At 38.5% G+C, this 22,384-nt stretch carries 25 protein-coding genes; 12 read left to right on the forward strand and 13 right to left on the reverse strand.

Annotation, left to right across the window (positions count from 1 at the left end; translation table 11 throughout):
* Positions 1 to 21: 21 nt before the first annotated feature.
* The gene (yjjG, locus tag NL644_RS07730) at positions 22 to 696 is read right to left on the reverse strand and encodes a pyrimidine 5'-nucleotidase (RefSeq protein WP_029800868.1); all 675 of its coding nucleotides are present in this window, start codon (positions 694 to 696) and stop codon (positions 22 to 24) included.
* A 138-nt stretch (positions 697 to 834) separates the two neighbouring features.
* On the opposite strand from yjjG, the gene NL644_RS07735 reads away from it, so the two are divergent.
* The 6 genes from NL644_RS07735 to NL644_RS07760 all read left to right on the forward strand — a co-directional run bounded on the left by NL644_RS07735 (position 835) and on the right by NL644_RS07760 (position 5,570).
* Positions 835 to 1,758, forward strand: coding sequence for a LysR family transcriptional regulator (locus tag NL644_RS07735; protein ID WP_005384329.1), 924 nt, complete (start codon positions 835 to 837; stop codon positions 1,756 to 1,758).
* A 115-nt stretch (positions 1,759 to 1,873) separates the two neighbouring features.
* Complete coding sequence (locus tag NL644_RS07740) at positions 1,874 to 2,188, forward strand: hypothetical protein (RefSeq protein WP_253658247.1); 315 nt, start codon at positions 1,874 to 1,876, stop codon at positions 2,186 to 2,188.
* 47 nt (positions 2,189 to 2,235) lie between these two features.
* On the forward strand, positions 2,236 to 2,922 hold the full coding sequence (locus NL644_RS07745) for a YafY family protein (protein WP_006741273.1): 687 nt from the start codon (positions 2,236 to 2,238) through the stop codon (positions 2,920 to 2,922).
* Positions 2,923 to 3,086: 164 nt separating this feature from the next.
* Positions 3,087 to 3,269, forward strand: a complete 183-nt coding sequence (locus NL644_RS07750) for a hypothetical protein (protein ID WP_253658248.1) — start codon at positions 3,087 to 3,089, stop codon at positions 3,267 to 3,269.
* Positions 3,270 to 4,140: 871 nt separating this feature from the next.
* On the forward strand, positions 4,141 to 5,202 hold the full coding sequence (locus NL644_RS07755; RefSeq protein WP_253658249.1) for a glycine zipper family protein: 1,062 nt from the start codon (positions 4,141 to 4,143) through the stop codon (positions 5,200 to 5,202).
* Positions 5,190 to 5,570, forward strand: a complete 381-nt coding sequence (locus NL644_RS07760) for a hypothetical protein (protein WP_047008157.1) — start codon at positions 5,190 to 5,192, stop codon at positions 5,568 to 5,570. Before NL644_RS07755 ends, NL644_RS07760 begins: the two co-directional genes overlap by 13 nt.
* A gap of 86 nt (positions 5,571 to 5,656) precedes the next feature.
* Here NL644_RS07760 and NL644_RS07765 read toward each other — a convergent pair whose 3' ends face one another.
* Positions 5,657 to 6,211, reverse strand: coding sequence for a sugar O-acetyltransferase (locus tag NL644_RS07765; protein ID WP_005393677.1), 555 nt, complete (start codon positions 6,209 to 6,211; stop codon positions 5,657 to 5,659).
* Between the two features lie 129 nt (positions 6,212 to 6,340).
* Positions 6,341 to 6,736 carry an OsmC family protein gene (locus NL644_RS07770; RefSeq protein ID WP_253658250.1) on the reverse strand — a complete coding sequence of 132 codons (396 nt, stop codon included), beginning with the start codon at positions 6,734 to 6,736 and terminating at the stop codon, positions 6,341 to 6,343.
* Between the two features lie 307 nt (positions 6,737 to 7,043).
* Here NL644_RS07770 and NL644_RS07775 point away from each other — a divergent pair, with 307 nt between their 5' ends.
* From NL644_RS07775 to NL644_RS07795, 5 genes are all read left to right on the forward strand, one after another.
* On the forward strand, positions 7,044 to 7,343 hold the full coding sequence (locus NL644_RS07775; RefSeq protein ID WP_140320694.1) for a hypothetical protein: 300 nt from the start codon (positions 7,044 to 7,046) through the stop codon (positions 7,341 to 7,343).
* A 2-nt stretch (positions 7,344 to 7,345) separates the two neighbouring features.
* Entirely contained in the window at positions 7,346 to 7,891 is a 546-nt protein-coding gene (locus NL644_RS07780) for an ABC-three component system protein (protein ID WP_253658251.1), read from the forward strand.
* On the forward strand, positions 7,885 to 8,400 hold the full coding sequence (locus NL644_RS07785) for an ABC-three component system middle component 5 (protein ID WP_069540689.1): 516 nt from the start codon (positions 7,885 to 7,887) through the stop codon (positions 8,398 to 8,400). The genes NL644_RS07780 and NL644_RS07785 overlap by 7 nt, the downstream gene beginning before the upstream one ends.
* A complete protein-coding gene (locus NL644_RS07790) occupies positions 8,397 to 10,286 on the forward strand; it encodes an AAA family ATPase (protein ID WP_253658252.1) in 1,890 nt (629 codons plus the stop codon). Before NL644_RS07785 ends, NL644_RS07790 begins: the two co-directional genes overlap by 4 nt.
* 107 nt (positions 10,287 to 10,393) lie before the next feature.
* Entirely contained in the window at positions 10,394 to 10,849 is a 456-nt protein-coding gene (locus NL644_RS07795; protein ID WP_140320689.1) for a nucleotidyl transferase AbiEii/AbiGii toxin family protein, read from the forward strand.
* A 149-nt stretch (positions 10,850 to 10,998) separates the two neighbouring features.
* Here the strand turns inward: NL644_RS07795 and NL644_RS07800 are convergent, their stop codons facing one another.
* From NL644_RS07800 to NL644_RS07840, 9 genes are all read right to left on the reverse strand, one after another.
* Positions 10,999 to 12,030: a reverse transcriptase family protein gene (locus tag NL644_RS07800; protein WP_253658253.1), complete on the reverse strand. Its 1,032-nt coding sequence runs from the start codon at positions 12,028 to 12,030 to the stop codon at positions 10,999 to 11,001.
* Positions 12,031 to 12,186: 156 nt separating this feature from the next.
* Positions 12,187 to 12,531 carry a hypothetical protein gene (locus tag NL644_RS07805; protein WP_140320685.1) on the reverse strand — a complete coding sequence of 115 codons (345 nt, stop codon included), beginning with the start codon at positions 12,529 to 12,531 and terminating at the stop codon, positions 12,187 to 12,189.
* Positions 12,532 to 13,398: a hypothetical protein gene (locus NL644_RS07810; protein ID WP_253658254.1), complete on the reverse strand. Its 867-nt coding sequence runs from the start codon at positions 13,396 to 13,398 to the stop codon at positions 12,532 to 12,534. It lies immediately after the preceding gene.
* Positions 13,399 to 14,338: 940 nt separating this feature from the next.
* Positions 14,339 to 15,598 carry a Y-family DNA polymerase gene (locus NL644_RS07815; protein WP_253658255.1) on the reverse strand — a complete coding sequence of 420 codons (1,260 nt, stop codon included), beginning with the start codon at positions 15,596 to 15,598 and terminating at the stop codon, positions 14,339 to 14,341.
* Positions 15,599 to 15,601: 3 nt separating this feature from the next.
* Positions 15,602 to 16,006, reverse strand: a complete 405-nt coding sequence (locus NL644_RS07820; RefSeq protein WP_253658256.1) for a LexA family transcriptional regulator — start codon at positions 16,004 to 16,006, stop codon at positions 15,602 to 15,604.
* A 146-nt stretch (positions 16,007 to 16,152) separates the two neighbouring features.
* Positions 16,153 to 17,868 carry an LA2681 family HEPN domain-containing protein gene (locus NL644_RS07825; RefSeq protein ID WP_253658257.1) on the reverse strand — a complete coding sequence of 572 codons (1,716 nt, stop codon included), beginning with the start codon at positions 17,866 to 17,868 and terminating at the stop codon, positions 16,153 to 16,155.
* Between the two features lie 148 nt (positions 17,869 to 18,016).
* Positions 18,017 to 18,427, reverse strand: a complete 411-nt coding sequence (locus NL644_RS07830) for a hypothetical protein (protein WP_253658258.1) — start codon at positions 18,425 to 18,427, stop codon at positions 18,017 to 18,019.
* Positions 18,414 to 19,178 carry a hypothetical protein gene (locus NL644_RS07835; RefSeq protein WP_253658259.1) on the reverse strand — a complete coding sequence of 255 codons (765 nt, stop codon included), beginning with the start codon at positions 19,176 to 19,178 and terminating at the stop codon, positions 18,414 to 18,416. The genes NL644_RS07830 and NL644_RS07835 overlap by 14 nt, the downstream gene beginning before the upstream one ends.
* A 797-nt stretch (positions 19,179 to 19,975) precedes the next feature.
* On the reverse strand, positions 19,976 to 20,233 hold the full coding sequence (locus NL644_RS07840) for a helix-turn-helix domain-containing protein (protein ID WP_228084435.1): 258 nt from the start codon (positions 20,231 to 20,233) through the stop codon (positions 19,976 to 19,978).
* Between the two features lie 566 nt (positions 20,234 to 20,799).
* On the opposite strand from NL644_RS07840, the gene NL644_RS07845 reads away from it, so the two are divergent.
* Positions 20,800 to 21,750 (forward strand): hypothetical protein, encoded by a 951-nt coding sequence (locus NL644_RS07845; RefSeq protein WP_253658260.1) that lies wholly within the window; start codon positions 20,800 to 20,802, stop codon positions 21,748 to 21,750.
* 157 nt (positions 21,751 to 21,907) lie between these two features.
* On the opposite strand, the gene NL644_RS07850 is transcribed toward NL644_RS07845, so the two are convergent.
* A complete protein-coding gene (locus NL644_RS07850; protein WP_104975198.1) occupies positions 21,908 to 22,096 on the reverse strand; it encodes a hypothetical protein in 189 nt (62 codons plus the stop codon).
* Between the last annotated feature and the right edge of the window lie 288 nt (positions 22,097 to 22,384).

A 22,384-nucleotide genomic window follows, 5' to 3' on the forward strand; every position in this document is an offset into this window, starting at 1 on the left:
GCGGAATAATACCCGATTCGGTTACGCCACCAAAATGTTCTTTAGTTCACTCAAAGACTCAACGGTGTAATTTGGTGCGATACGCTCATCGACACTTGCGCCTGTGGTATTTAACCAGCAAGTTTCAATACCAAAGTTATTGCCACCAAGAATATCGGAATGCAGATTGTCACCCACCATCAGTACGCGCGTTTTGCATGGGTTGCCCATTTGCTGCATCGCGTATTCAAAAATACCTAAGTCCGGTTTTGCTACGCCCACTTGTTCAGAGATCACCACTTTATCGAAGTACTCAGTCATCCCTGTGCGCTCAAGGCGAATTGCTTGCAACTCTGTAAAACCGTTGGTGATGATGCCCATTTTAGCTTTGCCTTGCAGCGCTTCCATCAGCTCTTTTGCACCTGGCAACAAGCTGCAAATATCGGCCATCGCTTCTAAAAATGCGCTGTTGAGATCGGCTGTTGTAGTATTCAACTTCTCAGCCCACTCGGTAAAGCGGTTATGTTTTAGCTCATCTGCCGTTACTTTGCCGTCTTGGTAATCCACCCAAAGCGGTTTGTTTACGGTTTGGTAATGAGCAAAATCTTGTTCAGTAAAATCTACGCCTTTGCGAGAAAACATAAGCTGCAAACCTTTGAAAGCATCAAAGTGGAATAAGGTTTCGTCAGCGTCAAACAGGATCCAATCGTACTTCATTTTCTTCTTCCCAAAATCAAGGTCGTAATACTGGTGCATAGTCTAGATTGTTTTCTTCTTGAAGATAATCTCTATAATTGGAAATTAATTGTATCCTTGTGCTCAACAATAAATGCTTCACGATGATAGGAGATTGATGTGAACGCGATTGCCTCCCTGCCCGTTTTTGTTGCTGTTGTCGAATGCGGCAGCTTTTCCCTTGCGGCCAAACAGCTGAATCTGACGAAATCGGCGATAAGCAAACGCATCAACCAACTAGAAGACGATTTGGGTATTCGTCTCCTTAACCGAACCACGCGTAAGCTGAGCCTGACCGAAGCGGGAGAACGCTATTTTGAGTACGCTTCTCAAGCGCTCAATCTGGCCCAGCAAGGCGTGGACGCGGTATCGGAACTGCAAGGCTCTCCACAAGGTCGGCTCAAAATTACCGTGCCGATGTCTTTCGGTGTGCTGCATATCGCGCCTTTGATCAGCGAGTTTCTCGCTCGTTACCCGAAAATTGAAGTGGATTTAAACCTCGAAGACAAAATGGTCGATTTGGTTAAAGACGGTTTTGATTTGGGGATCCGTATTGGTGAACTCACCTCTTCCAATCTAATCGCAAAACGTCTCGCCCCTTGTAAAAGTGTGCTTTGTGCCTCGCCAGATTACTTAGCGGAGTTTGGAACACCACAAAAACCAAGTGATTTAGTCAGTCACAACTGCCTGCGCTATTCCTATTTCCGTGGCGGCGTCGAATGGATGTTCATCAACAATGGCAGCGAATACAAGGTGCTTCCAAAAGGAAACTTTATCGTCAATAACAGCGAAGCCATTCGCCAGTTGCTGTTGAGAGGTTCGGGCATTGCGCAACTGCCGACGTTTATTGCAGGAAGAGACTTTGCCGCAGGAAATCTAAAACCGGTGATGGAAGAGTATTCTCTACCAGAACACGCCATTTATGCGGTGTTCCCTGAGCGCAAGCACATGCCGTTGAAAGTAAGAGCCTTTATCGATTTTATCAGCGAAAAACTCGGCACAGATTTACCTTACTGGGATCGTTACAACAGCCCAGAAAAATAACCATATTGATGATAAGTGAGTGAGATTTCACTACTGACATGTTCTGACATTCCATCCGCGTAACCTTATTTGGAACTCAACAGGCAATCCGCCAAAACCAATAAGGAATCACAATATGGAAACCGTTATCGAAACTGTGCAATTTCGTCTAACCACAGGCACAACAGAGCAAGACGTGATCGCCGCTGCCAAACAGTCACAAACGTTTGTGCAGAATCTGCCAGGCTTTTTGTATCGCTCACTCAGTCACGAAGCGACGGACGATGTGTGGACAGACATCATTTACTGGCGTTCAATGGACGATGCAAAACAGGCGGGAAAACAGCTTAAGCAAGCCGCTGAATTTCAGCCTCTGTTATCAATGATTGACTGCGAAAGCTTCGAGCTTAAACATCACAACTTAAAAATGTGCAGTGAGCTAGAGAAGTAATCAGCCGCACTACCACTAACAACCAGTAGGTCTAGATAAGGAACATCATGAGCAAATCAGAACGACTGTTTGAGCTACTGACGCTTTTGCGCGCAAAGCGTTACGCCGTGACAGCGAAAGAGCTCGCAGAAAGAATGGAAGTCAGCGAACGTACGATTTATCGCGATATTCAGTCGTTGCTTAGTTCTGGTGTTCCTATTCAAGGTGAAGCAGGTGTCGGCTACCTGTTGCAAGCGGGCTCTCATCTGCCGCCTTTGATGTTCTCAGAAAAAGAGATGATGGCGCTTGAACTGGGTATGCGGATGGTTCGAGCCTGGTCGGATGCCGAACTCGCCGAAGCGTCTCATTCTGCGTCCGCCAAAATACTTTCGGTATTGCCCGATAAGCTCAAACAACAAGTGGAAGATTGTCCGCTGATTGTGCCCGATTATCACACCCAATCCGAGACTGCCAAACGAGGGCAGCTTCTGCGCCACGCGATTGATCATCAGTTTAAGGTCAGTTTGGATTACCAAGATGAAAGCGGACAAGTGACCGAAAGAAAAATCCAACCGTTAGGCCAGTTCTTTTGGGGCAAAGTCTGGACGCTGGTCGCCTGGTGCGAATTGCGCGATGACTACCGCCAGTTCCGCCTCGACCGTATCCAAGCACTGCGTATGCATGATGAAGAGTTTCAGAGTGCGGAAACCAAATCTCTCAAACATTATATTGCGCAGTATGAATCGAAAGATTGAATGCTCTTCATCCTTCCATCACAAGGATTCTAAATTGCTCTGCTCAATACGCGATATTTGGAAAGGCACATTTAGTTAAACTAATGTTTCATTTTTAACAGATGCGCAACCAACCTAAGATCGTTAACTTAAGTAGCACGTCAACCACACCGGAGCGTGAAGCTATGAAAGTACTGATTCAATACACCCAAGCAGGGAAATATCGAGATCAAGCGTGGGAGTCTTTAACTCTTCGATCTAAAGGTGATATGCAGGCCGTTACCCCTTCTTATGCTGCCCAACTTATCGAACAAAGCGAAGCGACACTTGTGATGACAGAGGATCAACAAATCGTTATTCATCCATAACCGACTATTAGCCTTGTTTAACCAACCTTTGTTAGTTACGCAAGGCTTACACCTCGCCATTACACGTTATCAATTTTATATACGACCACCTATACTTACAAAAAAACCAATAAGATAGTTCTTATTTTCATTCTCGACATTCTTCTAAAACGCCCTTCCATTCATAGCTAAGATATAGGTTATCTGTTAGTCTCTTTATTTCTTCATGATAAAGATTAGGATATTGATATCCTATAAATAGGATAAAACCTTTGAAAAAGCATCGGTTTATTATAAAGACAGGTGCAATATGCAATTGATCTGGAACATTATTGGATACTTAATGTTCTCTGGTGTATTAGTTATTTTTTTCCAGACATTCTTTATAGGTATCATGCACCTTTTAATGCCAAAAGACATTGTCAATAGCTACTTTAAAGAACCTTATTTTAACACTTTCGAACTAGCTCTATTTACAGGTTGGCCTTACGCATTTTTCCGAACATTGATGTTTGTTCGTTTAATCGTCCAACCTAGTTCAGGTAACAAGCGAGAGTTACCCAATATCTCTAGAAAGGTCCCGAAATGGTACCGTATATTATCCTTTATATTAATATGGGTAATTATCATAAACTCTACAATGTTAACGCTTGTATTTTTTATCGCAGGTTTCTTAGCACTAGCGGATCATTTATGATATTGACTTATCCAGTTAAATCCAACATCACAATTTAAATGTAAATAACGACACTAACAATTGCACGTAAATGACAAATATATCATCCAATTTGGATATTTTTAAAATGAAAGTCTAGAATGCAAAAAAATAAACTTCCTAAATATAGTTTTTTGTTAATATCTGAGCAAATTAATTATTAGCTAGAGGTGCTCTATGTCGGGATTATTTGAGTATAAAATAAAAACTCATGATAACTTATCATCAATTATATTAAACATGTATGGTGCTCCATATGGTAGCAAAGACTATCAGAGAGTGCTGACTCATATAATGACATTGAACAAGCATATTTCAGATCCTAACCGCATTAAAGCAGGCGATATCATTTGGTTATCAGCTCTACCCAAATCAAGCACCCAACTTAACACTCAGCGTAACAATGCTTTACCTCCTAAAAGTATCGCGAAGCTAGGGACTTACCCAGCGTCTAAACCTCAAATGTCTAGTTCTCCGCCCCATAAAGTTTTGCCTCCCAATATTCTCAGCTACAATCAACCTCCAAAATCGATCTCAAATCAAGTTCCACCACAACATGCTGATATGTTTTGGGCGTTAGCATGGTTAGAAAACAACGCCAATATGATTACTATTCCAGGAGGTACCTTGATGGGTGCTACAGGAAACTTGATGAGTAAAGGAAATATTAAGCTGATTGAGAACATCAACGACCTTTACGCAAACTATAAAAACGGAGTAATAAGTAAAGGACAATATGATGGTCGACGTAAGAAACATCTAGACCTACTAAAGAAAAATGTTGGCCCTATGGAAAAGCTGTTGTTTGGCAACAAAACGACTCACCAGTCTATTCGTATTGCTCGAAGTGGAGGATTACCAGCTAATGCTCATATAGTTAAACAGGCCGAAAAACTGAATAAAATAGCTCAGGCATCTAAAGTTGGCGGACATGTTTTAGTAGGTGTTGGTCTAACGGCTTCCTGTATTCAGATCGCGAATACACAAGACCAACATGAGAAGAATGAAATTTTTGTTGAGTCAATAACTAGCACAGCTGTAGGAATGGGTACCAGCGCGTTAGTCGGTCTATTTTTAGTATCAAATCCTATTGGTTGGGGGACTGCTATTGTACTCGCTGCAGGTTCAACGGCTGTAGGCTACGCTTCCGGCAAAGTGGCAAAAGGCTTTTATAATTCAAGTGAAAGCAAGCCAAACTTAGTCGCTAGTACTGGAATAGAAGCTATATGCAGCAAGTAATCACATTTCTTTTTTACACTTTAATGACTGGTGTGGTTATTATTTTCTTACAAACCATTTTTATCGGTGTCATGCACTTTCTGATGCCAAAGAAGATTGTTGGGAACTATTTTAAAAAACCATATTTTAATGAATTTGAGCTTTCTCTATTCACGGGGTGGCCTTACGCATTTTTCCGGACATTGATGTTTGTTCGTTTAATCGTCCAACCTAGCTCAGGTAAAAAGCGAAAATTACCTAATATTTCTGGAGAAGTACCAAAATGGTATCGTTATTTGTCGATTCTATTACTAGTTATTATCATTGTTAACTCTGTTGTCGTTGCCCTGACTTTATCAATTGGGGCCGTTCTTTTAGCAATTGAGTGAGGAGTTAACACTTAAATATAACGATGTACTCGACGAAGAGAGTTCAGGCAGAACTCTCTAATCGCCAGTGTTTTGCCAACAGCTCTCTACTCTTCTTCGTTGAGACGACGAATCAACTTAGCAGGTGTGCCTCCGTATAGACAATCTGGCGGCACATCATGGTTGACGACCGAGTTCGCCGCAATCACCGAGCGAGCACCAATCGTTACACCTTGGTTAATGACGGAGTTACCACCAATCCACACATCATCTTCAATCGTGATAGGTTTACAAAACGTCTCCCAACGTCGGCGACTTCGGTAATCAACAGAATGAGAAGCGGTATACAATTGCACGCTTGGACCGATTAGCACGTGGTTCCCGATGGTAATTTTAGCGCCATCAAGCATGACCACATTCATGTTGATAAAGGTTTCTTCGCCAATTTCGATGGTTTTACCGAACTCGCAATGGAAAGGTGCTTGAACAATGCAAAGACCCGCTTTGCCAAACAGCTGTTTTTGTAATTCGTCGCGCTGACTTTCGTCGGTATTGTTATTGAGCGCTCTAAGTGCTTGAAGAGCATGACTTCTAATGGCGTCAATTTCTTTGTCCATGCCATCAAAGATTTGACCAGACATCATTTTTTCGAGTTCTGTCACTGGGAGACTCCTAAAACCTGCAATTACTACTTTCAGATTAATCACACGGTACGTGAATTGCGGAATAAAAAAAGAGAAAAGCCTGCACTTTTCTCTTTCCTGTTTTTATATTTTGTGGAGTCTGTCGACTTACACGATTTCCCAGCTGTGGGTCATCTCAACACCTTCACCTAGCATTAAGCAAACCGAGCAGTATTTTTCTAGCGAGTCAGCCGCCACTTTTGCTACGACTTCTGGGTCAAGCTCGTCACCTGAAACTTCAAAGTGGATATTCACTTGCGTAAAGATACGTGGTGCGGTTTCACGACGCTCTGTGGTTAGCTTGGCATTAACTGACAAGACCTTTTGGCCTGCCGTTTTCAAACCGTCGACAACATCGACAGAGCTACAGCCACCAGCGGCCATTAGTACCATTTCCATTGGTGAGAAATAAGTACTGTCACCACTTGCCATTATAATCTCTTGATTTTTATCTGTTTTACCAACAAATTTTAAATCTTCAATCCACTTAACTTCTGCTTTCATAACTCAATAATCTCGATAAAATGCATTTTTTAACAATCTGATTATATCCGTATATGACAGATAAGAAAAAGCCATACCGAGGAATAGCTTTTCATGTTTGGTAGTAAGAAGACGTGTAACTACTATTGAAACTTAGAAAGGAAAGCCTATTGAACAAATCGGTAGCAGATTGCTACTAAACCGCGTCTGGCATTGAGCAACGAATCGAGCAGGAAAGCTTGTATGAACTTTGGCAAACTTGAGCAAGATTCTGGAAAATAAATGCAACTTAGTGCATCATTGCTGAAAAAATCAGGGTGTCGCATCTATGATCAAAGAATGGGAAGGAATAATCAAAGTCACTGGAGCTGTTGGTTTAGTAGGGTTGTTATTCGCCCTGTTAATGCGACACTTCTTTAGTGAGCAAATTATATCTTTACTCGGTTCGGACAGAGTTTTCTTCATAATCATAGCACTTGTAGCTATATTCTTTATTTTAATGATAATTGCTCTATTGAATCGTTCAAGTTCAGCAAATGAACCAAACAACACTACGAGTCCGACCAAGAAAGAGGTAATTGTCACATACAGAGACAATGCTAATCACAACGGAGACAATAAGTTCTAATTATGGCTCAATCGATTAGTGTCACTTATGAAAATGAAGCTCAACACAATGGCAATAATATTTTTGTTCAACTTACATCGTTGGAGCAAGCTATTGAGCAAATCAAAACTAACTTAGGCGATTGTACTGAATCTGTTGCAATTATTGAGGATTTAGCTGATTACATCACGGATTTTCCTTCTCGTGAAGTTATCGGTCTTGAGAAGAAACTTGATACTGGCGGACGGAAAGAATTAAAAGACCGCGCTGTTCTACTCAAAAGTCGCTTCGAACGGAGAGTTGCTAAAAATCAGATGTCTTTATCCGAACAACACGTTTACATACAAATTCTTTCTGCTATTAGCACTATTTGGCACTCAAAAATAGCTCCATTAATAGAGAACAACGCTGCTACACACCAAATAGATCAGACTATATTTGATGAATTGGTAGAACCAATACACAAAGCAATTGTGAGATATGATACGCTAATAACAACCGATTTAGTTAGTGGTATGCTCTACTTCCTGACTGGAAAGTGTCATATTCAGTGGAGCAAGCAATGTTAATGTATCATCCAGCTCAAGATATAAACCACTGTTTATATCGATTAATATTAATATTGGAATTATCCGAGAAAGACTCAATCAACATCGAAACATATCGTGTCATGGACTTTTATACACTTTTCCCTCACCTATTAAAGATGATAAAACCATTACCCAATGAATTACGTTCATATCGAGAAGCTTTCAATAAAATCAAAGAACCTTTTGAAGCGATAAAAAACACAAAGAGAGTAATGTTTGAGTTGGAAAACTTCCAGTCAATTTGTATTCAAAACCTGATCGCAAAAGGGTTACTGGATAAAAAATCTTTCACAGATGGTCAGTTAAAAATTAATAGCGCAAACATACCAAAATCCTTAAAAGATTCAATTAACAATTCAAAGTTGTCCGATGAATGTTGGTTCAAGGCCATAATAAATCACCTTCCTGATATTTCATTCAATGGAAAAAAAGGATTGAAAGCTCGTTCAGGACTTATGGAATTTAGATATGATTTGGAGAAATCATGAGTTTATCAAAGCTATTTATAAATAGATTAGTGGTACATGGTTCCGGGAAAATTGTCTACGATCAAAAGTTTCACCTTGGCGTCAATATTATTAGAGGGAAAAATGGCACAGGTAAATCTACGATTATGGATTTGCTCAATTATGGACTTGGCGCTGAAATTACAGAATGGACTGAACATCAAATACAATGTGATTGGGTTGCACTGGAAGTAACTGTTAATGGTCATATTGTGACCTTAAAAAGAGATATAACCCCTACAGGTCAAGAAAAGGTACTGTTCTTTGATGGAGAAATGACATCTGCTCTTAAAGACCATGAACGTTGGACCAGATACGGAATGCGTAGAAGCGGCGACACACACAGCTTCTCTCAGCACATGTTTGAATTGTTAAATATGCCTCGCCATCAAACTGATGACAGTAAAAATTTAACCATGCATCAGATTCTTCGATTAATCTACGTTGACCAACTTTCTGCTCCACAAAAGCTTTTAAAAGAAGACACTAAGTTTGACAATTTGACGATTCGAAGAGCTATTGGTGAATATCTTTTAGGCATTGATACTCTTGACGCATATAACTTAAGACAGGAATTAATTGAAGCAAACAGAGAATTTGAAAAATTCAATGCCGAGCTAAATTCCATTTATAGAATGTTTGGTCATAAAGAGAACTTAGTTAACTTATCGTCGCTAAATAACGATATTGAAGCGGTAAAACAAAACATTGTCGATTTAGAAAATAAACGCTTAGAAATAAAGAGCACACCATCAGCCGAGGTTTCGATAGACACATCCAAACGAATTAGAGAGCTTGTATCTAAAATTGAAGAACTATCGAATAAATTGAGTAAATATTCAGCTAATAGATTGGAAACACAAGTAGAGCTTAATGAAACAACGCTATTCCTTCGTTCATTGGAACAACGTAAATCGGCTCTTGGCGAGTCTCAGGTAACATATAACTCCCTTGGTACTATCACTTTTAAATACTGTCCTTCCTGCCTTGAACCATTGGAAAGTGAAGGTAGTGATAATTGTGGTCTTTGCAAATCACCAAAACATAATTCAGAAAAAGATTTTGCATATTCACAACTACTTAATGAACTCAACTTTCAAATCAGTGAAAGTAAAAAGTTAATCAAAAGCTTTGAGGACGATTTATTAACAATTGACTCTCAAACTCCTTTAATAAAACAAGAACTAAATGCACTAAAATCAGAGTTAAAAGAAATAAACTCATCAACTGATGAAAAAGAAGCAGAACTCCTTAAAATATCAACCGAAATAGGCTTTAAACAAAGCCAAGTCATTTCATTAGAAGAGAAGCGAGAACAAGTATCTAATGTAGATAACTTACAACGTAAAAAGGTATTAGCACAGAATAAGATCAATGATCTTCAAGAAAAATTAGATACGATATCGGCTCGGCAAGAGCAAAGATATGTCTCTGTTTATGAGGGTATTGAATCAAAGGCCAAAGAGTTACTAAAAGCTGACGGTGGCTACGAAGGTGCTTTTGATGATCCAGATGACATCGTTTTTGATTTTTCTAAAGACAAAATGTATGTGAATGGAAGAAACAAATTTTCTGCAAGTTCAATGGTAGTGCTGAAGAACAGTATAAGATTCTCCATATTCTCTCAATCTGCCGATGATTCTTACTCTCGCTTTCCTAACCTAATCCTCATGGATAATATAGAGGATAAAGGAATGGTTGTTGAGCGAAGTCAGAACTTTCAACGCCAAATGGTCGAGGTATGTAATACCATCAAAAATGACTTCCAGTTGATATATACCACTTCTATGATCGCCAGCGAATTAGAAGGTACTACAATGTGTGTAGGTCCTTTTTATGAAAAAGGCTCTCATACACTTGAGTTCTGATTACAGTAAAGTGCTACTTAGAAAATCTGAGTAGCACGATTAGATAATCAATGCTCTTACTGTAACTGTAAGGTAATCACCCAAATAAATTGATTGATAGTAATCATATGTTGGGCGAGACTATACCAGATCTTTTAGATGATGGTTTTGATGTTTTAACCTTGTCTCCTGAAAGAACAATTTTAGAAAAGATGTTCGCAATACCCACAAACCATGTAAGAGAGTCCTTAGCTGATAAACATGCTCGACATCTTTATGATATTGTCGAAATTGACTCGGAATATCCAGAATGGTGTACAAATAAAGCATTGTTCGAAGTTGTGGTTAACTTTTGTGATGCCTACTACAAATGGCACACTGATTCATGTTCAACAGCTTTGAAGAGACAGTTAATGCTTGTCCCTCAGAATCAAAACATGACGGATAAGTATAAACAGGATTGGGAAAGCATGGCTGATATGTTCCCTAAAGCTGAACTGCCTTATTCATTCGAAGATTTAATAGCTAACGTAAAGTCGATTGAAACTAAAGCAAATGACAGCTTCTACGCTGATTTACCTTAGAAGCAATCTTCACCATTTTTAACCTCTTCATATTAAAAATATAACCACTCGACTGAGTGGTTATTTATCATATCTAAACCTGTGAAATATTTAAAAATTTATGCCTATGGATACTTTCAATATCTAAATACCTACAAATCTAAATCAAGTTAGCTTGTAGAAGTCATTAAACTATTTTTAATATTATTTAATTCAATCAAAGCATTAGAAACATAGGAGTTTTGTGGTTCTACTTTTTTAATATAGCTACCAATACCAATTAACTCATCAACTTCCAAAAGATTAAACAACCTCTCATTCCCTAAATTATCATAACCATTTTTAATTAAGTAATATGAGTCTTTTCTGAATTTTCTTCTTACTTTTTTAGGTACTCTTATAGTATCAGATTGAACTAAGAGACCAGTAACAACTTTTCGTTGATTGCCTGTCAAAAGTCTTGATTTTTCATCATTAATGCTAAAACCATGACTCTTCAAATGAGATAAAATATTATCTACAACATATTGGGAAATATTATCACCAGAAAAGCATAGATCGTCAGCATATCGAGTATAAATCAATCCATTTGATTGAGAAATATCATAGAGTATACAATCTAACTCATAAAATATAATATTACTTAATGCAGGGCTGGTTGGAGCACCTTGGGGAAGATGATCGTAATATGTACAAATTTTAGCTAATTTATTGCTTAAATCTTTAGTATACCCACATTCAATAAAAACCTTCTCAATTTGACTTATAGTTATATGACCAAAAAAGTTAACTAAATCCAACTTTAGCATTTGCTTACAGCCTATATGCATTTTTGCGTTATCAATATGAGATTTACCTTGCAAATAGGAATATACATTATCGTGGACGGTCAGAACAGAAAGGATATTATCATTTATCCATCTCTGAATATATTTTAGCTTAGGGTAAGGTGATTCGATGTGGCGAAAACCTTCATGTTTTTTTTCTAAACTAAATAGTCTATAAAACCGTTCATTTAGAGTGCAAATTCGGCTTAGTAATGATAGTTCAACACCCAGAAGTTTGGATAAGTGTTCAAGCTCAAAGATTACAGGGAGTGATTTTAACTCCAGTATTTGGGCATACTTAGTTAGAAGCTGTGCCTGTGATTTGTTTAAATCATTTTCTATAAAAAACTTAAACCAACGACTTTGTTCCATCATCAATGTAGCTTCTCTATAGACGTGTGATATGTAAAGCCGCCCACCGTCACGAAATCCGGTAGAGAATCAATGAGGTTAAAGTGAGCCTTATTGATGGCGGGCGAATCACCCGCTCTAACTAACGGTGAGCAGCCAGTGAACAGTATCATATTTTTCTCACGAGTCAACAAGTAAAGAACCATCAATCCTATTTAGATTTGGCATATATAAATCAGATATTCCCAGTGCTGATTCTTTGTAGCCTTCTATTATTTCGTGTTCAAGACTAAAGCTTCTAAACCTGATCGCATTATATAAATTCGATATATTTTCAATAGAAACATCATCGTTTAAAGAAAAGTTATACCCGTCAAAACTAACAATATTTTGATTATTGAGATAGCTGATAACATTAACTGACTCGGTATAAGTAAGACGAAACTTATTATGCAGATCAAATAATGAGGCTTGATTTTTTTCTTTCAAAAAATCAATAGCAACTTTCACATGTGACGGATTCATTTATCTTAACCTACCAAACATTGGGTTTCTGAAATTTTTATTTTCATCATATTTCCACCAAAAAATAGGAAGAACATTATTAGAACAGTTTGACATATATAACTGATAGAGTGCTTCTGATTCTTTGTAACCTAAACTAAAATCTGAGATATTTAACTTATTCCACTTCGGTAATAGCGACGCTTCCATATTTAGAACTACTCCTCTAATTATCTCAGAATTAGGGTGGTCTACAATTCCCTTTGTTAGTTCTGTGTGACAATAAATATCTATGCCAAGTTCGTTCCTTGCATAGTCAACACCAAACCGCATTCCAACAAACGAAAATACAAAATACTTCCTTTGTTTCTGACCTCGGCTATTCATCTCAGTTTTCAAAGTGCGAACTTTGTTCACTATTGTCTTTCCACTTCCAATAAAGTCATCAAAAACAACTATATTCTTCATACCAGCCTGATGAATCCTATCATAACTATCATCCAATACTGGCAGGAAGTTACGTTCTTTCCAATCAGCCTCCTGCCTGCCAAGTAGAGACTTTATTTGATATAAGCCAGTTTGAGAGCCATCGGACTCTTTACCATCGGATGTAGCGACAAATACAGTATTATTGGGCTGAAATTTATGTTCCTTTATGATCTTGATCAGTAGATCATTTGCTTCTAAACGATCATCGTTTTCATGATGAGTGAATCGGCGAAATAGTTCTTTTAACACTACTCTTTCTGGCTCAGTGTTATATGTATTCAATAACGCAGGAAGCGAAGATTCATAGTCTTTTTTAGCCAACCATGGTATTTCTTTTATCAGTTTACCGAGTTCAATGAAATCTTCTTCACTATTGGATTTTGAGGATAAAATTGACATTGATCTTTACACCTAAATTTCGGGTTAAATCTAACGGTAAGTTAGGGCTTGCTGATTATACCTAATAAGCGATAGATGTCTGTGCTCTATAACAAAGAGGTGCATCAATTTTCAGGCTTAAGTATATGCTGTATCAGTGTCTCACTTAAAGGTTAAGATGGGTGCATTGAGTATTCGAAGCTAACTTTAGAAATGCAAAAGAGACTTAAAAGGGACTAACGAAAAGCAAACCCTAAAAGACTTAAGTGGTTGATTTAAATAAAAATATGTATAACCTTAAGCAAAGCCAAGATGTAAACTCCCATCTCTAAATGTTAAATTTTGGTCCTACTCGCCAATTTCATTGGTGAGAAATAAGTACTGTCACCACTTGCCATTATAATCTCTTGATTTTTATCTGTTTTACCAACAAATCTTCAATCCACGTTACCCCACTCTGCTTTCATAACTCAATAATCTCGATAAAATCCATTTTTTAACAATCTGATTACATCCACAGATGACATCTAAGAAAAAGCCACTCAAAAGAGTGGCTTCAGTGTTCTCGGTGTTTTGTGGACATTTTAAGCTGCCTTGTTGTTAACAATGTAATCATTAACAATTTGACTGTCTTTCAGTCCTAACGCTCGCAATTCCACGTATCTATCGTAGTCAATCAGATAGCAAATTTTTTTGCTGTTGATTGTCATAAACACAGGAATTTTGAAGCTCACCTTGCTCATAAGTTTTACCTTTTTTTGAGAATGGTGACTTCGAACGTCCTTCCTTTTGATTCCTTTGAAAAATGGCGGTTATATTCCTTTAACCGGCTTCCTGCATTCGTTCGTGCTGATTTACATCAAGACAAAACTTGCCATGAACACAACATACTGTTTTAACCCACAGCTAAGGTTTTTTACCAAGAACTAAATGATTGTTTCACAAAACACTTTGTAGGTCATTAGCTGCAACTGATTTTCGGTAAATCAGACCATTTTGTTGTGTATTGTTTTGAAAGAAATTGCCGTTTCATACTCCATTCCTGTTTGATGCCTTGCGCGGCGATGAACACCGCATCAGTGCCGTATTTTCGATTTAGGCCGTCAAAAACAGCGTTAAGTTTTTCATTGGATGGATTCTCATTTAACATATCTAATTGATGCATCGTTCCATCAGACAAATCTAAAAGCCCTACTCCAATCTTGTAAAATCTCACACCTTCTTGAAACAATTCATCAGCAGCGTTAGACGCGACTTGTGATAGATGAGTAACGTCAGAGGTCGGAAAACTGAATCTATGTATAGTCTTGAATGAAGCTGGCTTTTCATCAAATGGTGAAGAAGCAGCAAAGCACAACATCACTTTTGTCATTGAATTTTCTTCTCTCAGCTTCCTTGACGCGATTCCTGCGTGTTTAACCAAAGCTTGACGCAAGCTTTCAACGTCTGTGATTCTCTCTCCCACAGATCTTGTAGAATAAATTTGCTGTTTATTAGCTTTTACTAAATCCCATCCTTTGCAGATCTGCCCGTTTAGCTCTCTTGCTGTTCGCTCCACTTCTACATTGAAATCTTTTCTTAATAACCCCACAGGGTATTTCGCTAAGTCATACGCTGTGTTAATCCCCATGAACTGCATACGCTTAGATAAACGTCTGCCAATGCCCCACACATCAGACACATCAACGTTTTTCAGTAGTTCTAACGTTTTGTCTTGATCATCCAAAACACAAACGCCATTGAAACTTCTGATCTTTTTAGCCAGATGATTTGCCATTTTTGCAAGTGTCAAAGTCGTTCCAAAACCGACACACACTGGAAGTCGTGTTTCTTTCCAAACCGCTTTTCTCAGAGCTTCACCATGTTTTTTCAAACATGGAATTGCTGGAAATGTTCTTTGAAATGACAGGAAACTTTCATCTATCGAATAAACGAATTGCTCAGGCGCAAAACGCCCAATAACATTCATCATCTTCGCACTCAGATCTGAATACAGTTCGTAATTCGAGCTAAAGGCGATCACACCTTTTGCTTCACACTCTGATTTAATCTTGAAATAAGGCGAAAACTTAGGAACACCAAGCTCTTTCGCTCTACGATTCGCAGCAACAATGCAACCGTCATTGTTCGAAAGAACGATGATCGGCTTATCCCTTAAATCAGGTCGAAAGACAGTTTCCGCACTGCAATAGAATGAATTGGCATCGACTAATGCAAACATGATTTATGCGCTCAACAGAAAGCTTTTCTTGAACAATCGAACAGAACTCACTACTACCCCTTCTATCGTGAATGTATCGTTTTCCGTGATCGTCACTGTGCCATATTTTGGGTTTGCTGATAGAAGCTGGCGGTTGTGTATATCTATGATTTTGCAGATAAATTCACCGTTCAAATTAGCTACTATCACATCGTTATGCTTTGCTACTGGAAACCTATCAACAATCAACAAGTCACCGTCAAAAATCCCCACGTCAATCATTGATTCGCCTTGTGCGAATCCAAGGAACGTACTTGAAGGACGTTCGACCAACAACTCATCGAGAGATAGGTCTAACTGGTTATACTCTGCCGCTGGCGACTCAAAGCCCGTGATGCCAGCAGAGGCAAAAAGTGGGATTACTTTCATATAAAATCACATAACTGTATAGATATACAGTAGTATGATTCGGAGAAACCAATAGATCAATATGACGGTGAACTGATCGGTCATTTGACACACAAAAAAGAGAAGCGATGCTTCCCTTCTCTAAAACTCCTGATTCACAAAAATACTTAATCTTTAAGCGGTATTTCACGAGGCATTGCAAACCCCTTTTGATTTTCCTTTTTGAAGTTTGTATCTAAGTTGATAGCTAATGACAGGTACATAATTGAAGTTCTAACAAGCTTAATGAGTGTGAATAACCGCTTCTCGAATTCTTCTATCGATACATGGAGAGTGTGAGTTGACAGCTTTTGCTTTTCGTATTTTTTCTGCTCAATTTTATTACTCTTTGATTCAAGCTCTTTTCTCTTGTCTATCAGTTCAGAAAGTTGTTTAGTATCTTGTGCTTTTTTTGCAGCCCTAATCGATTGATAAACAGATTCTAACTCGCTCCCAAAGTCAGATAGCTCTTTATCCAATTCTTCCGATTTCATCTGGGCATAAGCATTATAATTCACTGATAAATCGTAGATTTCACCGTCAACTATGACAAGCGACCTATGTTCAATTGCATTGCGTATCTCAGAAAATGCTTTTGTGTCTGGATCTACCCACTGAGAAACTGATTCATGACCTTCCACGTCACGCAAATCTTGCAGTATGAAAAAAAGCGCATTGATGAAGAAGTTTCTACCATGTTCAAGCTTCTCATTTGGCTTCCACTTGTTGCCGTTTAGCTTCCTGAACAACTTATCGATATAGATTTTATTGTCCTTTGAAATATCATTCAGGTCGAAGAATCGATGCAGAAAATACGCGATTTTGTCGAATAGCGAATACAAAGTTTTAAACGATGATTTCAAATGACTGACTTTGAGATTATCCAAATTTCCACAATAACCATCTACGTGCTTATAAGTGTTGTTGAAGTAGTGCTTTTCTTCATCTTCAATCATAAATGCTTGATGCATTAGGTATCGAGCATAGCAATAGTCGTTTTTGATTTCGTCGTAGTTTACGTGATACGCCAGTTTTTCTGACTCGATAATTATTGGATTGATGTCTGACACGAATGAAGAAAGAGCTAATACATCTTGATAGACAATTTCATCTTTGCAAACGTCATTTAGATCATTGAGAAACAAACGATTCTCACCACACCATTTCAAATACTCAGCTTGTTCTTCGGACTCAAACTCTTCTTTGAAAGTTTTGAACGAGTCAAAATCATCAAAACTGAAATTACCGTGGAACCACTCGTTAAAATCGTGCAGCATTCCTCCTTGTTCTATCGGTGTTCGTTGTTCTGGTTCGAGTTGATCTTTATATGGTTCTAACTGATTCAATAGCTTTGCAGCAGTGTAGTAATGATATTGTGAGTGACTCAAGTCATAAAGTGAGCCAGCTACAAACAGTTCATTTCGAGCCTTTGCTACATACGCAACTGGATTATTGTCTAACCTAATCGCTTCATCATAAAGCTCAATACAACAAAACGCCCTGCCCTGAGAAGATAGATGGTTCGCAAGATTTGTGCAGATCATAGACTTCAAAGAGTCTGTTTCTGGTTTTGAAGCGAGTAAGTTAATCTTTGCTAACGCTTTCCGATAACAAACCGCTACTTTGGTCGATTCAGGTGCATACCATTTTGAGGTTTGTGGATGGAACAAAGCCGAGTAGCAGTTGCCGAGGGCGTAATAATACTGAGCTTCGAGGAAAGGCGAATCAAACTCGTCTTGCTGTGATGTATAATGCTCTACGTGCTGCTTAAGACCTTGTATGTCGCCTGAAAGCAACAACTCATCTGATTTTGTAGAAAATTCGATTAGCTCACTCTGATTCATACGCCAAGCCACTTATTGCATACTATGACGCTATTGTAGCGCAACTTGATAATTTATTGCTTAACATATTGTATAAAAAGGATAATTTTAGCACATAGAATGACAATTGAGCTGATATTTTGATTGGCAATTGGTGAAAAAATCGGAGCTAATGATCGTTTGATTTTAACTGTGAGAGCTGGGCTTTGATGTAACGATTTCGCAGTTGTTTGGCAGTAATGTGTCGTTTATCTGAACAGATAGATTCTGTTCGTTGCTTCAACTGCTTGAGCACATGTTGAACAAAAGCAGATGGATTGGGCAGTCGTTTCTCAACACGCTCAAAGAAATGTTGTTTGTTAGAAATAATCAATCTTTCGTAAGCTAATAACTGATAAAGACATTGCTCGATAGGCTGACCTTGACTGACTGTAAAAAGCTCCTCACCATCAGGCACTCCCACTACATCAACTCGCCAATGTTCTCGATGCTCTTTAAGTGTTATGCACACCACACAAGGGTGTGCATGTTGCCAATACGCCAAAGATTCTTCATATGGCAAGATCTTACATCTTTTCATAATACTCCTCGTAATAAAGAGGATAAACATCATGTTCCTGATCTTGAGCTGCATTAAGCTGTGAAAGATAGATGGAATAATCTTCTGGTTGAGTCAGATTCTTCTTCGGTTCTGCCAAAACAAAGCAATAATTGTGATAAGAATAACCTTGTGATTTTGATGCTCGTTTTATGACTCTTACAGCATTTTTACGGTCTTTTTCTGTCTCACGGTCATACCCGAATAAGTCGAATAAAAACTCTCGTTTAAGTTTTACTTGCTGACCATAAAAGCTTTTAAAATTGTTCATCATCCAGCCAATAATGGAACGGTGCGGTTTCATATCATCTAAGTTTATGAAGTAGCTTTGATTTGTTTTATAACCATGATGGTTATCATTCATCACAACTTTTCTTGAATTAAATGAAGCAGTATCAACCGAGTATGTCACGTAGAAATTGTCAATAGAATCAATCTGAATTAAAGGATGTTTTAGATCGTATAGTATCTCCAGCATAGGCTTTCTGCTGGATTGAAAATAACTGCATAATTCCGACAGAGATATACGGCAAGTCACAATCTCATTGCTTTTGTTGTAGTAATTGAATAGTTGATTATGATGCAGAAGAAAAAACGCCACTTTTAGCGCTTTAAAGCTCAAACCTGATGGTAAGAGTAGGCTCTGGTACATATTAAAGTGAGTATGAATGAACTGGCGTTCTACGATTAGAACCTTATGTTTTGGGTTGTTTTTCGTGGTTTTAACAGACATTAGCTTCTCCTTTGATGTTTGTCGTTAAAGAGCAAAAACCAAAGCATAAAAGCCTATCCCAGCGTGTTTGAGTGCGGTGATGGAAGTGATTTAGCGTTAGTTTATTCTGTAAATTATCTCAATTTGATTTTTATCTCTTATATCGTTGTTACATATTGAAAAGATTTGTCAAGACCGTTCATCAAAATAATTTACAAATTGTCCACCCTATGCCATTCGTCAATGAGAGAAAGGTCAAAAACGAACAAGTTGGTGAGCAGTCCATTCGACCTTGATAAACCGTCTACGTTTTTCTGATGAAACGTCCGATAATCCTGATAGAGTGCCCACCTCTTTTAATATATTTAATAATCTTAATATAATTTCTTTTTTAATATAAAGTCGCTGACCAGCCAGCCGACTCGCCACACTTTAAAAACAACCCTTTTCATTCTCCTTTTGTCTTGAAGCCCAGTGCAAGCGTTGACCGTTTGATCGTCATCCAAACTCTGCGAACAAGTTCGCCTTTTCTGGTAAAGCCAAAACAAGAATTGCAATGAGATACATGAAAATCATGCCTGATACGCTCAGAACGTGCCCCCAACGGGGCGGATTTGCTCTGGAGATTAGAGCGATTGACAAGATTTAGGGTAAATAAAGGCAGTGCAAGCCTAAAGACTGACGAAACTATCTTTCAACGATCGTTAATTGCGGTTTTTCAACCGCCGCTCTGGTTTGATAGGCCAATACACCTTCAAATCGAGATCGTGACAATACGAGCTAATTTTGAGTGATAGAAATTAAGAAATCGAAATGTGTCAGTCAATCCAAAGCTTACGCTCACGAATAGCGTTTATCTTTGAACGGTAAGTGCCACGGTTCATCCCCAATAGTCTTGATGCTTTTGCCTGATTACCACGAGTATGGACAAGTATCTGCTCTAATAACTCATCACTGACCATCTGAATAACCCAAGACATATCGGGCGTTGCTTGTCGATCTTGGCGTGTTGGTTCAAGCTCCGCTTTAATGGACTCAATAATCAATTTCTTATCAAAAATGGTAGGGGTAGACACAATTACTCTCTGGCTGGTAAAAGGGGCAAGGATTATCATAGATCGTTGATCGATTGTCCAACGGTCTGCCCAAGACAAATCAACAAAAAACCACCTGGACTATCCACCTGTAAGACCATTAACCAACGATACTGGTGAACTGGCAAAACTCCCTTCCCCCTAAAAAGGGAGTATTCAAAACCGCTAAAATCACAAAACATTCAAATCAAAAGATCAAAAACCATTGCAAGACAAGGGTTTATACTCCCACCGCTGCGTGGGTGTATCGTATGAAACCTAATCAACGGTCACCGTTGACTTCTTACCAGTCGTTTAATGAAGTGCTATTGCAATATCTGAAAAGTGCGATACAACATAGAGATAAGCACAGGAAAAGGAGACGCTATGACGACACAAATCAAACACACAAATACACTGTTAAACCGTTCTATCAGACACTCAAACCCAGAAATTATTCTTCTCTCAATAGCCCCGAAGTGGACAAATAACCCCATCACTTTCACGCCCCACTCAAAAGAATCGTTATCAAAACTGATAACTTTTAAAAACTCGATTGGGGAGAATTAATGAGCAATAAATTCTTTCACTATTCAACGAATCAGGAGGTCGAACAATACCTGTCAGAATTGACGCAACAATGCGGATTTAAGCACAAAACCCAGCTAATCAATGCAATATTCAATGGCGAAGTGTTAACGATTCAGAGCGATGATTTAACGCTTCACAACAACCAATCAGCGCTGTTTAAACGAAACGCACAGCAATTGCTGGATTTAGATACACTGTTACGAGTACACCTGCCTGATACAAATCCTATTGATTTTGACATAAGCCAGTATCAGAGCATTGAAGATAAAATTGCAGCAGCAGAACAACTCACCATTAAGAACCGCCAGTTTTTACCTACGTATCTGCATATTTTGCAAGTGCTGCTACTGGTGTTTGACTTCGAGATAGCACAGCCAAAGATCGAACAATTAGGTGATGATGAAGAGTTTATACAGGAGCATAAGGCGAAGCTAAAGTCATTGGCTCAATCAAGCAGTGCAAAATCGAAAAGACGGATTGCCGTGAGCAATCAAGTGAGATTTGAAAAGACAATGGCTCAGTTTACAACTAAGCCATTAACCAAAGCGCAAGAGGAAGCGTTATCTGTAATTAACATCGCCAAATTGCAACTAAAAGACATCGCTCTTTCAACACAAGTCAAAACAGCTTTACTACAAGATTTTGACCGAGCGAAGCAAAGGTTAACCGCTACTCAAAAGCCACTTTCTCAACTTAACAAGCTACTATTACTGTTAGGCAAAGCCAAGTTTCAGCGACTGACCATCACTGAGCAGAACAAGCAAACCATTGAAGTAATGACAAAAGGACTGAATGAATTAAACCAGCACATCAAAGCATGTCATCAAGCTCAAATTAATACTGCCTTAACCGTTAAGCAGAAGATGGTTGAGATTGTAGAGCTGGAGATACAGTTAAAACACTGTGTTGCAAAAACAGAGAAAGAATAAGCACTATACTGCAGGGAAGTAGTGCTCATCAGGCGACTCCCTTCGCATTGATTACGGCTCGTTGAGGCGAGCTACCTAATAACAACTGTAGTTAGCAATTTCGAGTAGATCAAAAAATTAACCAGATATTAAAAGTACAATAACTCAGGAATCGAGCTTAGCAGCCATCTCGGGCACAGTGGTACATTGCACGAAAATCCCCACCACAGTTGTTTTTCAGTAAGAAAGCAGCCAACGTTTCATTTGGGCCATTCATCAACGCTTCCAGCTCTGATAAATCACTACGCTCAATCAGTTCACATGTCCCTTGAACTTCATTGTAGTTCATACACTTCTTATCACACATATCAAGTAACATCCTTTTAACTTAATAACCACAATTTTAATGTAGGACATTTAAGTGGCTAATTTTGATGGTTTGAATAAAAATGTGAAAATACCGTATAGATGAACAGTGTGAATGCTGTTTATTATGACGCTGGTCACACCAGTATATTAGTTTTACTTTCTAACCGTTCGCTTATCATTCTGTCTTGGAACAACGAGAGCGGTACGCTGGCTGCCATCAGGCACAATGAAACATCAACAGTAAAAGCTGCCACTTTTACAAACGGCTCTGGGTTTATCCTGCAAT

The sequence above is a fragment of the Vibrio sp. Y10_XG_PY6 genome (assembly GCF_024181795.1).
GTDB lineage: Bacteria > Pseudomonadota > Gammaproteobacteria > Enterobacterales > Vibrionaceae > Vibrio > Vibrio diabolicus.

Excerpts from the sequence above, each read along its gene's own strand:
- NL644_RS07740 (WP_253658247.1), top strand. The coding sequence starts at position 1,874 with ATGGAAACCGTTATCGAAACTGTGCAATTTCGTCTAACCACAGGCACA.
- NL644_RS07800 (WP_253658253.1), bottom strand. The coding sequence starts at position 12,030 with ATGATGGAACAAAGTCGTTGGTTTAAGTTTTTTATAGAAAATGATTTA.
- NL644_RS07745 (WP_006741273.1), top strand. The coding sequence starts at position 2,236 with ATGAGCAAATCAGAACGACTGTTTGAGCTACTGACGCTTTTGCGCGCA.
- NL644_RS07750 (WP_253658248.1), top strand. The coding sequence starts at position 3,087 with ATGAAAGTACTGATTCAATACACCCAAGCAGGGAAATATCGAGATCAA.
- NL644_RS07845 (WP_253658260.1), top strand. The coding sequence starts at position 20,800 with ATGAGCAATAAATTCTTTCACTATTCAACGAATCAGGAGGTCGAACAA.
- NL644_RS07760 (WP_047008157.1), top strand. The coding sequence starts at position 5,190 with ATGCAGCAAGTAATCACATTTCTTTTTTACACTTTAATGACTGGTGTG.
- NL644_RS07830 (WP_253658258.1), bottom strand. The coding sequence starts at position 18,427 with ATGAAAAGATGTAAGATCTTGCCATATGAAGAATCTTTGGCGTATTGG.
- NL644_RS07780 (WP_253658251.1), top strand. The coding sequence starts at position 7,346 with ATGGCTCAATCGATTAGTGTCACTTATGAAAATGAAGCTCAACACAAT.
- yjjG (WP_029800868.1), bottom strand. The coding sequence starts at position 696 with ATGAAGTACGATTGGATCCTGTTTGACGCTGACGAAACCTTATTCCAC.
- NL644_RS07835 (WP_253658259.1), bottom strand. The coding sequence starts at position 19,178 with ATGTCTGTTAAAACCACGAAAAACAACCCAAAACATAAGGTTCTAATC.
- NL644_RS07785 (WP_069540689.1), top strand. The coding sequence starts at position 7,885 with ATGTTAATGTATCATCCAGCTCAAGATATAAACCACTGTTTATATCGA.
- NL644_RS07850 (WP_104975198.1), bottom strand. The coding sequence starts at position 22,096 with ATGTGTGATAAGAAGTGTATGAACTACAATGAAGTTCAAGGGACATGT.
- NL644_RS07795 (WP_140320689.1), top strand. The coding sequence starts at position 10,394 with ATGTTGGGCGAGACTATACCAGATCTTTTAGATGATGGTTTTGATGTT.
- NL644_RS07810 (WP_253658254.1), bottom strand. The coding sequence starts at position 13,398 with ATGTCAATTTTATCCTCAAAATCCAATAGTGAAGAAGATTTCATTGAA.
- NL644_RS07805 (WP_140320685.1), bottom strand. The coding sequence starts at position 12,531 with ATGAATCCGTCACATGTGAAAGTTGCTATTGATTTTTTGAAAGAAAAA.
- NL644_RS07820 (WP_253658256.1), bottom strand. The coding sequence starts at position 16,006 with ATGAAAGTAATCCCACTTTTTGCCTCTGCTGGCATCACGGGCTTTGAG.
- NL644_RS07755 (WP_253658249.1), top strand. The coding sequence starts at position 4,141 with ATGTCGGGATTATTTGAGTATAAAATAAAAACTCATGATAACTTATCA.
- NL644_RS07790 (WP_253658252.1), top strand. The coding sequence starts at position 8,397 with ATGAGTTTATCAAAGCTATTTATAAATAGATTAGTGGTACATGGTTCC.
- NL644_RS07770 (WP_253658250.1), bottom strand. The coding sequence starts at position 6,736 with ATGAAAGCAGAAGTTAAGTGGATTGAAGATTTAAAATTTGTTGGTAAA.
- NL644_RS07775 (WP_140320694.1), top strand. The coding sequence starts at position 7,044 with ATGATCAAAGAATGGGAAGGAATAATCAAAGTCACTGGAGCTGTTGGT.
- NL644_RS07825 (WP_253658257.1), bottom strand. The coding sequence starts at position 17,868 with ATGAATCAGAGTGAGCTAATCGAATTTTCTACAAAATCAGATGAGTTG.
- NL644_RS07815 (WP_253658255.1), bottom strand. The coding sequence starts at position 15,598 with ATGTTTGCATTAGTCGATGCCAATTCATTCTATTGCAGTGCGGAAACT.